The 13,577-nt window shown below is 56.9% G+C and carries 9 protein-coding genes; 2 read left to right on the top strand and 7 right to left on the bottom strand.

The window, feature by feature from the left end; genetic code table 11:
- Positions 1-90 precede the first annotated feature (90 nt).
- The gene (locus EC836_RS09330) at positions 91-1,641 is read left to right on the top strand and encodes a sensor domain-containing diguanylate cyclase (RefSeq protein WP_123332373.1); all 1,551 of its coding nucleotides are present in this window, start codon (positions 91-93) and stop codon (positions 1,639-1,641) included.
- A gap of 35 nt (positions 1,642-1,676) precedes the next feature.
- On the opposite strand, the gene EC836_RS09325 is transcribed toward EC836_RS09330, so the two are convergent.
- The 7 genes from EC836_RS09325 to mntR form a co-directional block, all read right to left on the bottom strand.
- Positions 1,677-3,269 (bottom strand): ABC-F family ATPase, encoded by a 1,593-nt coding sequence (locus EC836_RS09325; protein ID WP_123332371.1) that lies wholly within the window; start codon positions 3,267-3,269, stop codon positions 1,677-1,679.
- Between the two features lie 136 nt (positions 3,270-3,405).
- Positions 3,406-4,896, bottom strand: coding sequence for a sugar porter family MFS transporter (locus tag EC836_RS09320; protein WP_123332369.1), 1,491 nt, complete (start codon positions 4,894-4,896; stop codon positions 3,406-3,408).
- A gap of 562 nt (positions 4,897-5,458) precedes the next feature.
- Positions 5,459-7,009: an efflux transporter outer membrane subunit gene (locus EC836_RS09315; protein WP_123332367.1), complete on the bottom strand. Its 1,551-nt coding sequence runs from the start codon at positions 7,007-7,009 to the stop codon at positions 5,459-5,461.
- Between the two features lies 1 nt (position 7,010).
- Positions 7,011-8,579 (bottom strand): DHA2 family efflux MFS transporter permease subunit, encoded by a 1,569-nt coding sequence (locus EC836_RS09310; RefSeq protein WP_123332365.1) that lies wholly within the window; start codon positions 8,577-8,579, stop codon positions 7,011-7,013.
- Positions 8,576-9,706 (bottom strand): HlyD family secretion protein, encoded by a 1,131-nt coding sequence (locus EC836_RS09305; RefSeq protein WP_123332363.1) that lies wholly within the window; start codon positions 9,704-9,706, stop codon positions 8,576-8,578. Before EC836_RS09305 ends, EC836_RS09310 begins: the two co-directional genes overlap by 4 nt.
- A gap of 119 nt (positions 9,707-9,825) precedes the next feature.
- On the bottom strand, positions 9,826-10,941 hold the full coding sequence (locus EC836_RS09300; protein WP_123332361.1) for an SLC13 family permease: 1,116 nt from the start codon (positions 10,939-10,941) through the stop codon (positions 9,826-9,828).
- 24 nt (positions 10,942-10,965) lie between these two features.
- Positions 10,966-11,418 carry a manganese-binding transcriptional regulator MntR gene (gene mntR / locus EC836_RS09295; protein ID WP_123332359.1) on the bottom strand — a complete coding sequence of 151 codons (453 nt, stop codon included), beginning with the start codon at positions 11,416-11,418 and terminating at the stop codon, positions 10,966-10,968.
- Between the two features lie 516 nt (positions 11,419-11,934).
- Between mntR and EC836_RS09290 the strand changes: the two genes are divergently transcribed.
- Complete coding sequence (locus EC836_RS09290; RefSeq protein WP_123332357.1) at positions 11,935-13,515, top strand: phosphoethanolamine transferase; 1,581 nt, start codon at positions 11,935-11,937, stop codon at positions 13,513-13,515.
- The last annotated feature ends 62 nt before the right edge of the window (positions 13,516-13,577 follow it).

Below are 13,577 nucleotides of genomic sequence, written 5' to 3'. Positions count from 1 at the left end.
TCGTAATTTTTACGGAGTAAAAACAAGCGTTTCGCCTGACAGAATCTATAATAAAGCATGACCGCCCCGGTGGCAGGAAGGATGACGTAAATGATTGCAGACCAGCATGCCGTGACCTCTCACTCCAGTAAGCTTTCATTGCGCCAGATGATGATTATTTTTTTGCTGGCCATTGTGAGCGTGGTGATCCTGATTAACGGCTGGCTGATCTGGAACTCCTGGCAGCGGACCATCGCTTCAGCACAGGATGATGCGCATAATCTTTCGCAGTCGCTTTCCCGCCAGGCGGAAGACACCTTCTTACAGGTAGAACTGACGCTGCAGGACGTCAGCGATCGTATCTCGCTTATCGGCCTGAATCAGGCACAGCACAACTACCTTCAGGAGCTGCTCAGTTCGCGCACCAACTCCCTGCCGCAGCTTAACGGTATGGCGATTTACGATGCACAGGGCAACTGGCTGGTGACGTCCAAAGGCAATATCCCGAAGCAAATCAACAACAGCGATCGGGAATATTTCCGCTATCATCAAACCCATAACGACGGCAGGGTGCATATCGGCAAGGTGATCCGCAGCCGGGCTACCGGCGATCTGGTGATCCCGGTTTCACTGCGGCTGAATAACGGTGATGGATCCTTCCGCGGTATTCTGCTGGCGTCGGTCAATCTCAGCTTCTTCAAAACCGTTTACGGCTACTACAATCTGGGCCGCCACAACGTGCTGGCGCTGATGCTGAGCGACGGCACGATCCTCTACGTGCGCCCGTATGTTGAAAGCGCCATCAACCGCAATATTTCCGACAGCCCGCTGTTTACCACTCTGCTGAAAAACGCCTCCAGCGGTACCGCCGTGTATAAATCCGCGCTCGACGGCAAAGAGCGGGTCTTCGGCTACTCTGCCCTGCAGCGCTATTCGCTGGTTACCGCCGCCGGGTATGATAAAAGGCAGCTGATGCGCGGCTGGTTCTCCACGCTGAGTGTCTACATCGCGCTTTGTACCATTCTGTTGCTGGTGATTTTCCTGCTGGGGATGCTGGTGCTGCGGCACATCAGCCTGAATCTGAAAAATCAGCAGGAGCTGACCGTGGTGCGCGACAGGCTTACCGCCATGAACCGGACGTTGCAGACCCTGGCGCTGGTTGACGGCCTGACCGGGCTGGCAAACCGTCGTCAGTTCGATCTCTATTTGCAGCACAGCATCGATCGCGCGCACAAGCTGCGCATTCCGCTGGCGCTGCTGATGATTGACGTCGACTCGTTTAAGGCGTTTAACGACAGTTACGGCCATCCGGCGGGCGACGACTGCCTGAAGCACATTGCGGATGCGCTGGCCCACCTGCCCCATCGCCCGGATAATCTGGTGGCCCGCTACGGCGGAGAAGAGTTTGCGATTATTCTGCCCGGCTGCGATCGCGAAATGGCCAGTCGCTTTGCACACCAGGTGGTCGAGGCGATTACCGCACTGAATATTCCACATCAGCACAACAGCTGTGGCCAGCAGGCGGTTTCAGTCAGCGTCGGGCTGCATGTGATGAATCAGATCAATCAGTCACTGACGCCGCAGGCACTGATTGCCGAAGCGGATCGGGCGCTGTACGTGGCGAAAAACGCGGGGAAAAATCGGGTGGCGGAGAATTATTAAACGTGGGCCAGAAGAACCTGGCCCACGAAAGCAATTTAGACGATGCCCTGGCTGCGCAGGTAGTCTTCGTAGTTGCCGGTAAAGTCGGTGATCTTGCCCGGAGACATATCGATCACGCGAGTAGCCAGCGAGCTGACGAACTCACGGTCGTGAGACACGAAGATCAGCGTCCCTTCGTACATTTCCAGCGCCATGTTCAGCGCTTCGATGGACTCCATATCCAGGTGGTTGGTGGGCTCATCCATAATCAGGATATTCGGCTTCTGCATCATCAGCTTGCCGAACAGCATACGGCCTTTTTCCCCACCGGAAAGCACTTTAGCAGGCTTCTTGATATCGTCCTGGCTGAACAGCAGGCGGCCGAGGATGCTGCGTACTGCCTGCTCATCGTCCCCTTCCTGCATCCACTGGCTCATCCAGTCAAACACGGTCAAATTGTCGCTAAAGTCATGGGCATGATCCTGCGCATAGTAGCCAATCTGCGCGTTTTCAGACCATTTAACAGTACCGGAATCCGGCGTCAGCTCACCGACCAGCGTTTTCAGCAGGGTGGTTTTACCGATACCGTTCGGACCGATGATCGCCAGCTTCTCACCGACTTCCAGCAGCGTGTTTAAGTTTTTAAACAGCGGGCCGTTGTCGAAGCCTTTGGTCACCGCTTCAAGCGTCAGGGCATTACGGAACAGCTTTTTATCCTGCTCGAAGCGGATAAACGGGTTCTGGCGGCTGGAGGCTTTGACTTCATCCAGCTTAATTTTATCAATCTGCTTGGCGCGAGAGGTTGCCTGACGGGATTTCGAGGCGTTGGCGCTGAAGCGGCTGACGAAGGACTGCAGTTCGTTGATCTGCGCCTTCTTCTTGGCATTATCCGACAGCAGGCGTTCGCGCGCCTGGGTGGCGGCCGTCATATATTCGTCATAGTTACCCGGATAAACGCGCAGTTCGCCGTAGTCGAGATCGGCCATGTGCGTGCAGACCATGTTCAGGAAGTGACGGTCGTGCGAAATAATGATCATGGTGCTGTTACGCTCGTTCAGCACCTGCTCCAGCCAGCGAATGGTATCGATGTCCAGGTTGTTCGTCGGTTCGTCAAGCAGCAGGATTTCCGGGTTAGAGAACAGCGCCTGCGCCAGCAGCACACGCAGCTTCCAGCCCGGTGCCACTTCGCTCATCGGACCGTAATGCTGCTCAAGCGGAATACCCACGCCCAGCAGCAGTTCACCGGCGCGCGCTTCGGCGGTGTAACCGTCCATTTCGCCGTATTTTTCTTCGAGGTCGGCAACTTTATAGCCGTCTTCTTCGCTCATTTCCGGCAGCGCATAGATCGCATCGCGCTCTTCCTTCACCGCCCACAGCTCACCGTGGCCCATGATCACCGTATCCAGCACCGAATACTGTTCAAAGGCGAACTGATCCTGGCGCAGTTTACCGATACGTTCGTTCGGATCGATGGAGACGTTACCGGCAGAAGGCACCAGATCGCTACCCAGAATTTTCATAAAGGTGGACTTACCGCTGCCGTTGGCACCGATCAGGCCGTAGCGGTTGCCGCCGCCAAATTTGACAGAAATGTTTTCGAACAGCGGCTTACTGCCAAACTGCATGGTGACGTTGCTGGAAACTAGCACAGGGATAGCCTTTATTTTACGTAGTGAGGATGTGAGTCAGCGCGCATTATGCCAAAAACGGCGCGGCGAATACAGTGTGCTGGTGCAGCAGGCGAGAGAAGCAATAAAAAGGCCGGGCGATTGCCCGGCCGGTAGCCTAGTGGCTTTCAGCCTTTTTCTTTGTCGAGGCTAACGTGGTGGCCTCTTCATCGTTACTCAGCCAGTCGTGCAGATAGTGTTCAATCTGCTCCAGGCTGCGGTTGCGGGTTTCCGGCACGCACTTAATCACGAACAGCGCGCCGCAAATGCCAATCAGACCGAAAATAAAGAATGCTCCGGAAAGACCGACGCTGGCCAGCAGAAGCGGGAAGGCCAGAGAGATCAGGAAGTTGGCAATCCACATCGCGAATACCGCCCCGCCCATAAACACCCCGCGCAGGCGGGTTGGGAAGATTTCGGACAGCAGCAGCCAGGTGACAGGAGACAGCGCCGACTGCTGGAAGCTTAAAAACATCAGCATCCCCAGCAGCACCATATAGCTGCGCAGTACATCCACTTCGCCATTGATGGTTTCCGGCATGAAGTAGCTGACCGCACCGATAAAGAACAGGCAGGCGGTACAGCCGAACTGGCCAATCTTCACCAGCGTGCGGCGGCCGATGCGCCCCAGCAGCCAGATGCCGACAAAGGTCATCAGCACCGAAATCGCGCCGTTGGCGATGGTGGCGAACAACGCGGCGTCGGTGCTCATGCCCACCGCTTTCAGCATCGTCGGCGCATAGTACATTATGGTGTTCACGCCCGAGGTTTGCTGGATAACGGCAATACCCACGCCGATCAGGAACAGCTTAAACAGCCAGGGCTTTTTCAGTTCGCTGATGCTCGAGCGCGTTTGCTGGCGGTCCTCCTCTTCCAGCGTTTCGGTAATCTCCTCCAGTTCCCACTCCACGTCTTCCTTCGCCCGCGTGCGCTCCAGCACTTTACGCGCCTCGGCCAGCCGCCCTTTCATCGCGTACCAGCGCGGCGTGTCCGGCATAAACATCATGCCAAACCACAGCAAAACGGCAGGGATGGTCGCCACGAACAGCATCCAGCGCCAGGTATCATGCCCACCCCAGGCCGCGTTAAACCCGGCGTTGGAGATATAGGCCAGCATCTGGCCGGAAACGATCATCAGTTCCTGGATGGTCACCAGCTGCCCTCGCTTGTTAGCGGGCGCAATTTCCGCGATATACACCGGCACGGTGGCCGACGCGCCGCCGACGGCAACGCCTAACACCACGCGGAAGAAGATCATCCACTCAACGTCAGGGGCAAACGCCGTGCCGATCGATCCCAGCGCGAAGATAATCGCCAGAGTAATGATGATCTTTCTGCGGCCGATGGCGGCGGCAAAATGACCGGAGAACAGTGCACCAAACGCCGCACCGAACAGCAGTGAACTGGTGACCAGTCCGGTAGTGAAGGGGGTAAGATGTAACTCGTCGCCCATAAACAGTAGGGCTCCGGAAATAACGCCGGTATCATAGCCAAACAGCAGGCCACCTAAAGTAGCGATTGCGGCAATCACCTTAACGAGGGGTTCTGTTTTGGTGTTGCTGTTGGGACCTGACGCACGGTTAGCGGTTATATATTGTTCTTTTGCCATAGCGACTTCAATGACCTCTTAACGACCTGGTTGGTAAGGGGACAGAGCGGAAAAAACTCAACCTTGTTTTAACAACAACCGCCTGCATGACCAATTTAGATCATTTTTTTCATTTTTATTAACAATGAAAATTAAATTTTTAGAAACCGATCCCATTACTGCCTTTATTTTGTGACGCAAAACGCATTAATTCGCTTTTAAGGTTGAATTAGCCCGTCAATATGCCTGCCGTTTCATTTCATATCACATAAAAAGAGAATATAAATTTCACTAAAAATAATCATGATAGTTAGCTATCATTTAGTCCCTCAATTAAAACCCACTAAATGTACATTTAAAATAGCTTGAAATCATAAGGTTACGTAAATGATGTTTTATTTATCATTTCATCAGCCTCTCCGTCTCTTTTATCTTACGGAGTGAGGGGTAATGGGCATAACCGTATTAAAAACAGGGAATAAACGTCTGAGGGGATATTTAAAAAATCACCAGGGACGACATCAGGGAGAAATGAACATGGAGAGGATTCAGGCCCTCGGAAGAGGGCCTGTGGAAAACGAAATTACTGCGGCGTTTCCGCCGGGCCAAATACGGAATACTCCGGCAGGCTGACATTCTGGTAATTCTCCCAGCCGCCGCCCAGCGCTTTATACAGCGCAACCAGATCCAGACCGGTCTGCACCCTCGCCTGCTCCGCCTGCTGCTGCGCCTGCGCCAGCTGACGCTGGGCATCCAGCGCTTCAATAAATGAAGAAATACCCTGGCGATAGCTGTCGCTGGCCAGATTGAACGCCGACTGCTGCGCTTTCACCGTTTCATCCAGCCCGACCACCTGCTGCTGATCGCTGCGGTAGCTGACCAGCGCGTTTTCCACATCCTGCAGCGCGGTCAGCACCGTTTGCCGGTAGCCCAGCACGGCGCTGGCCTGCTGCGCGCGCGCCACCTTGACGCTGGAAACCAGACGTCCTCCCTGGAATATCGGGATCGAGACGGACGGGCCGTAGCTGTAGAAGTGGCTGCTCCAGTTATCCAGATAGCCCGCATCGCTGTTACGCATGCCAAACTGCCCGGTCAACGACACGCTGGGGAACAGTTCAGCCACCGACACGCCGATATTCGCCGTAGCGGCATGCAGACTGGCTTCCGCCTCGCGAACATCGGGGCGACGGCGGGCCAGCGTGGCAGGGATACCGACCGGCACCACCTGCGGCAGCGCAGGAAACGCTTTGCTGGCCGCCAGTTCACCGTCAAGCGCGCCGGGCACGCGCCCGGTCAGTACCGCCAGGCCGTTCATCGCCTGGTGGATCTGCGCCTGGTACTGCGGCAGCTGGGAGCGCAGCAGGTTGTACTGGGCGCGGGCGTTCTCCACATTGGTTTGCGGCGCCAGCCCGTTGCGCTGCTGGCTCTGGGTAAGTTCCAGCGTCTGCTGTGCCACGGCAATTTGGGTTTCCAGCGTCGCGGTGATCGCCTGCGCGCCGCGCAGTTGCAGATAGGCCCGGGCAACTTCCGCCTCCAGCGATACCAGCGCATCGTTGCGGTTTTCTATCGACTGCTGCTGCTGCGCGCCGGCCATTTCAACCTGGCGGCGCACTTTGCCCCACATGTCCAGCTCCCAGGATGCATCAAAGCTGCCCTGGTACAAGCCGACCGGCTTAGACAGGCTGTCCAGCACCGGTTTCAGGTCGGTATCAGTATCAATTTGATCCACGCGGTCGTAAACCCCTTCGGATTCCAGCTCGCCCTTGATGCCTAACTGCTGGCGGGTAAATCTGGCGTTACCGTTCACCGACGGAGCCCAGGCACCGCGCGCCTGGCTCAGCTGCTGGCGCGCCCCGGCAATGCGCAGCACCGCCTGCTGTAGCGACAGATTGCCGGCAATCGCCCGCTCAATCAGGCTGTCGAGCTGCGGATCGTTAAAGGATTTCCACCAGCTGGCGTTGACCGCCGTTGCCTGCGGGCGCGATGCGCTGCCCGACTGCATGCTGTTAAAGCTGCCCGGCGTGGCGGGTTTGGGCGCCTGGTAATCAGGGCCAACGGCACAGCCGCTCAGCGCCAGCACGGCGGCCACCAGCGCTGTCGTCCGCGAACGGGCCAGAGGGAAATAAACGTGCATCTCAGTGTGCTCCCGCACTGCCTTCGCTCTTAATCGGCGACAGCAATAGACAAAATGGAATCAGGATCAGGGCCACAACGCTCAGGCCCATAAATACGTCAATATAGGCGAGGAATCTCGCCTGCACGATCATCTGCTGGTAGAGCTGACCGGTTGCAATCGTGATGGGATCGCCCGCCATATGAACAAAGTCGCGCACGCCCTGCGCCCAGCGCTCTACGGCAAGATTGAAGGGTTCGTTGAGCGGCGTCATGTTGTGCACCATCTCCGCACTGCGCGCCTGGGTTCGCTCGGTAATCATCGCCGTAGACAGCGAAATACCGATCGAACCGGCGACGTTACGGAACATGGTAAACAGCGCCGAGGCGTCGGCGTTAAGCCGCTGCGGGATGGTGACGAACGCAATGGTGGTCAGCGGCACAAACAGGAAGCCCAGCCCGATGGTTTGCGCGCTGCGCATCATCACCAGCGTGGTGAAGTCGATATCCGGGGTCAGCGTGGCCGAATAGATAAACGACAGCATCAGCAGCGTGAAGCCAAAGGCAATAATCAGCCGGGTCTGTATCAGCGGCATCAGCTTCAGCACCAGCGGGATCGACAGCACGATCAGCACCGCGCCCGGCGACAGCACCAGCCCGGACAGCGTGGCGGTATAGCCCAGATCCTGCTGCGCCAGCTGCGGGATCACCACTGAACTGCCGTACAGTATCGCCGCCATCCCCGCCATCAGCAGCCCCGCCACCGCGAAGTTACGATCCTTCAACACGTGCAGATCGACCACCGGTTTTTTGGCATACAGCAGCCAGTAGATCGCGCCAACGATACCGGTCAGCGCCAGCAGACCGAAGGTGACGATAAAACTGGAGTTAAACCAGTCTTCATCTTCCCCACGATCCATCATCACCTGCAGGCAGCCCAGCCCCAGGGTGATCAGGCTGATACCGATATAGTCCACGCGCAGCTTGCCCTTCGCCCACTTGCGCTCCCACGGCGGATCTTCCAGCAGCTGATAAATCGCCAGCACGCTGAGGATCCCCACCGGGATGTTGATAAAGAACACCCAGCGCCAGCTGTAGTTGTCGGTGATCCAGCCGCCGAGCGTCGGGCCCATGACCGGCGCAACGATCACCGCAATGGAAGAAAGACCAAAGGCCTTGCCGCGATCCTCCGGCTTAAAGTAGTCCAGCAGCACCGACTGCTGCACCGGCTGCAGGCCACCGCCAAAGAAGCCCTGCATCACGCGGAACAGAATGATTTGCCACAGCTCGGTGGCAATGCCGCAGAGGAACGAACAGACGGTGAACATCACAATGCAGATCAGGAAGAACTGCTTGCGGCCGAGCAGGCGGCTTAGAAAGGCGGAAATCGGCAGCACGATGCCGTTGGCCACCAGGTACGAGGTCAGCACCCAGGTCGATTCATCATAGCTGGCCGACAGTGAACCGGCCACGTGCGGCAGGGCCACGTTGACGATGGTGGTATCCAGGATTTCCATGAATACCGCCAGCGTCACCGTCATGGCCACCAGCCAGGGGTTACTGGACGGCTTCCAGCTCTGGCCGGGGGTCATTCCACCGTCACCTTCGGCTCAACGGAGAGGCCAATCGGCAGCGGCTGGTTCGGATCCAGCCCCCTGTCGATAACGATTTTAACCGGAACGCGCTGCACGATTTTCACATAGTTACCGGTGGCGTTTTCCGACGGGAAGGCCGAGAAGCGCGAACCGGAGCCCATCTGCACGCTGTCCACGTGCCCTTCCAGCTTCAGATCCGGCCAGGCATCCACGCCGATTTCGACCTTGTCGCCCGGCTTCATGCGCCGCAGCTGCGACTCTTTAAAGTTTGCGACGATCCACACCTCCGGCGAGACCAGCGAGAACAGCGAGGATCCCGCCTGCACCAGCGTGCCGACCTGCACATTACGCTTGGTGACAAAACCGTCGTACGGTGCGCGCACTTCGGTGTAAGAGAGGTTAAGATTGGCCACGTTAAGCTGTGCCTGCGCCTGTTCAACCTGGCTCTGGCGGGCTTCCACATTCGTTTCCTGCTGGCGAATTTGCAAAGCCACCTGCGAGGCGACTTCCACCTGCGCTTTGGCGTTTTCCAGCTCCGCTTTGGCACTGCGCAGCTGGGCGCTGGCAGAGTCAATATTGCGCTGCGAGGTGGCGCGCGGATCGACATTGCGCTGGCGCTTATCGTCAGACAGCGCATTCGCGTAGTTCGCTTCAGCACGCGCCTGCTGCGCCAGCGCCTGATCTTTTTGCGCCGGATACTGCACCTTTGCCAGGCTGAGCTGCGCCTGTGCCTGATGCAGCTGTGCCTGTGCCAGACTCAGCTGTGCCTGCGCCTGCGCCTGCTGTGCGGTGGTATCGCGCGGGTCGATCACCACCAGCAGATCGCCCTTCTTCACCCGCTGGTTATCTTTCACCCTCAGCTCGGTCACATAGCCTGAGGCCTTCGGCGAAATCGTCACGGCGTCCGCCTCAGTAAAGGCGTCATCGGTGGTTTCAATATTATGGGTGGTCAGCCAGAACCACAGCGCAATCACCAGCATCACCACCACCACTATCGCGAGGATAATCAGCGGTTTTTTGCCGGGACGCTGGCGGGGAGCTTCGTTGTCATCATGGTTCGGGGATTGCTGGTCTTGCTGATGAGGAGTTTCATCGGTCGATGCTGGAGTCGTTTGATTAGCCATAGTTACCGTCGATCAGAAGGTGCACTCAAAATTAAGTCGCAATGAGTCAGTCTGATCTAAACATAAAGCGTAAATTGACAATTACCAGGCTTTCTTTACGAAACCAGGCTGCCCAAGGTTCAGGCAGCACGAATAATCAAAAGAAGGATCCAGCCGCTGACCAGTGCCCACAGCAGCATGGGAATGGAATAGAGGTGGAAGTGCCACCAGATGCGGCGATCTTTCGCCATACGCAGGGCGATCAGGTTAGCCAGCGATCCCGGCAGCAGCCCGAAGCCGCCGATATTCACCGCCCAGGCGAGCAGTGCAGATGGCGGCAGGCTGCTGAGCAACAGAATGGTGGTGGGCACGTTGCTGATGACCTGCGACAGCCCTGCCGCCAGCAGAAACTGCCCCAGCTGCGGCAGCTGGCCGACGGCGTGGAGAGAGGATTGCAGCACCGGCAGGCGGGTCAGCAAAAACACGTCGACGAACATGGCGATAAACACCACCAGCAGGCTCCAGTCGATGGTCAGCAGAATACGCCGGGCCATCAGCAGGAAAACGGCGAACACCAGGCCTAATCCCCAGGCGGCCATATCGAGTTCCAGCGCCGCAATAAACAGCGCATAAAGCAGCGCGCTGGCGATCAGCAAAGGACGCTGCCAACGGGCCTCATCCTCATGCTGATGGCGTTCAATCCGCCGGGCGGGAAAGCAAAAGACGGTCAGCAGCAGCAGGCTCACCAGCAGCAACGCCGCCAGCGGCAGCATCTGCCAGATAAAGCCGCCGAATCCCAGATCGCCGTGGCGCCACAGCAGAATATTTTGCGGATTGCCGATCGGCGTCAGCAGCGAACCCGCATTCACCGCCAGCGCTTCAAAGATAATCAGGCGCGCGATGGGCAACGCCGAATATTTCCGCAGCGAAAGCGTCAGGGGAACGAGGATAAACAGCGCAACATCGTTGGTAAGAAACGTGGACAGCAGCGCGGCGGCGGCCACCAGAAACAGCGCCAGCTGGCGCTGATGGTGAAAGCCCTGCACCAGACGCCGACCCAGCGCGTCAAAATAGCCGCTGGCCTCAATGCCTTTGGTCAGCATTAACAGGCCACACAGGGTGATCATCGTCGGCCAGTCAACCGCTCGGGGCAGTTCGGCCAGCGAGAAAGGAGCAAAGCAGGCCAGCAACAGGCCCAGAACCACTAACAGATGCAGAAAACGATCGTGCAAAAAAGGCCTGAGCAGGGTTGTCATGCTGGCTCGCAGAGTTGGAGTAGATTACTGACGGCTTTCGCTAAACTTCTGGAAAATAGCCAACGTCTCATCGCTGACGTGATGCTCAATGCCTTCGGCATCGCGGCGGGCGGTATCCGGGCTGATACCTAACGCCAGCAGGAATGTCTCAACGATGTGGTGACGTTCGCGGCTCTCTTCCGCCAGTTTTTCGCCTTCCGGGGTCAGGAACACGCCACGATAGGGCACCTGCTCCACCAGCCCTGCGGTTGCCAGACGTTTCAACATTTTTGCCACCGTTGGCTGTGAAACCCCAAGACGGGCAGCCATATCAACCTGCCGGGCCTCACCGAACTCGCGGATCAGATCGGAAATCAGCTCAACATAGTCATCGATTAATTCACGGCGATGGGCTTCACGTACCTGGCGGAAGCCTTCGACATGCTCTTCAATATCTTTCAGTGGCGCGGGCACTGCTACTTTTGCGCGACGACTCATTCAGCTTCCTCTTATTATCAACCGCTGCTTTTTAACAGCGTGCGGCGGTCTGTTCGACTGACATTGTAAACGAAGCTCAAAGAAGCACAAAATTTAGCGTATTAGCTCTGGCTATGGGATATAGCCTGTGCTATATCTGTTGATAATTCGTTCATACCCTGACTGTTGGAGGGGCTTAACATGAGAGTACCATTACTGTTGAAACTGCTAAGTCGTTCACCGTTCACCCTGCGGCTGATGCTGCTGGACATGCTGCTGAATAACAGGCCGGCAACCCCGGCCTCCTGAGCCCTTCCCCGTCCGTATTCATTTTGTATACTGCTTCACATAACTTATTCATATTGCTGGTTGCCTTCCGCTAAAACAACGACTATCTTCCCAGCCTTTCGTAAAGAGTGCAGGCCGATCGGGTCCCTCCCCTCCCCAGCCCCCCCATTTCTGACGAGCTGTATCAGGCGGTCTGCCACTTCAGTCAACTGAAGCGGTGAGCTATAGCGTTTTCTATAAGAATTGAGTATGAACCTGACCCTGCTGAAAACCGTTTCGGTAAGCCGCTACCGTGGCTGGCTGAGCCCGTATACCGGGCTGTATTTACTGCTTTCTTTTATGATCAACCAGGCATTTGGCTACGTTTTGCAGTGGCTTTATCTTTTTGCCTTTACCGCGCTATTGATGCTGCTTGCCCGCGTGCTGCCGCGTGGGCAAAAGATCCTGCTGGTACTCACCGCGCTGGTTGCCGGTTTCTATTACCCGTTTGGTCAGGTGTATGGCCCGCCCAATTTCAACACCCTGCTCGCCCTGCACGCTACCAATGCGGAAGAAGCCAGCGAGGTGCTGATGATTTTTCCGCTGCACGATTATGCTATTGGACTGGCAATTATCGCCGCTGGTCTGATGTCGCTGAAGCGCAAACCCGAGCCCAGGGCGAAATGGGGGCATCGCGAGAGCGCCTGTCTGGCTTTTGTGCTGGTGGCCTGGCTGACCCAGCCGGTGCTGAATCAGCTCACCGGCGGCGTATTTAATCTGAAAGATGCCGGTTACCCGCTGGTGCGCTTCGTGAAGGATACGATTGAGAGCAAAGTGTCGGTGGATAAAGAAATCGACCGCATGAACCAGCTCGCCACGCTGCAGGATGACTGGCATTTGCTCGGGGTGAAACCCGATCGGCAGGTTTACGTGATTGTGATCGGTGAAAGCGCGCGTCGTGATGCGATGGGCGCTTTTGGTGGCCGCTGGGATAACACCCCGTTTGCCAGCCAGCTGAGCGGCCAGTTTTTCAGCCAGTACACCTCGGCGGCCTCCTCCACGCAGAAATCGCTGGGGCTGACGCTGAATCAGGTGGTTAACGGCCAGCCGCAGTATCAGAACAATATTATCAGCCTGGCGAACCGCGCGGGTTTTGATACATGGTGGCTGTCGAATCAGGGGCAGATTGGGCAGTTTGATACGCCGATTGCCAGTATCGCCCGCCGCGCGAAAACGGTGCATTTCCTCAAGCAGGGCGATTTTGAAGCGGACAAGACGACGCGGGATGAAGATCTGCTGGGCTTTACCGCCTCGGCGCTGGCCAGGCCGGTGGAAAAACCGCGCCTGTTGATTTATCACCTGGTGGGATCGCACCCGAAAGCCTGCGATCGCACGCGCGGGCGCTTCGTGGAGCACCTGCACTCCAGTGAAACCTCCTGCTACCTGTACAGCATTACGCAAACCGACGGCTTTCTCAGCCAGCTGTGGCAGCAGCTGCACGGCAGCGGGCTGAGTTTCTCGCTGATGTACTTTTCCGACCACGGGCTGGCGTTTAAGGAAAAAGGCACGCGCAACGAGTATCTGACGCACGATGACAAATACCGTCAGAATTTTGAGGTGCCGATGTTTATCACCTCCAGCAACGACAGCCGTCATCAGGTCATCAGCCAGCCGCGTTCCGCCAATGACTTCCTGCTGCTGTTTTCGCAGTGGACCGGCATCCGCGCCAAAGAGATCAATCCCACCTACCGTTTTATGTCAAACGATAAGGGCCCGGCGATTCAGGTCACCAACTTTGCCCTTAAGCGACTGCCGTTCAGCCAGCTTAAGCAGGACCCGTTCGCTAAATAGCAGCCAAAAAAAAATCCGCCCCGAGGGGCGGATTTATCAGCGCAGATTCGCAAATTGCGAAC

It is taken from the genome of Erwinia sp. JUb26, from assembly GCF_003751505.1.
Lineage (GTDB): Bacteria > Pseudomonadota > Gammaproteobacteria > Enterobacterales > Enterobacteriaceae > Erwinia.
Note: the sequence above shows the minus strand (reverse complement) of the source record. Positions and strands in the feature narration are given on the sequence as shown.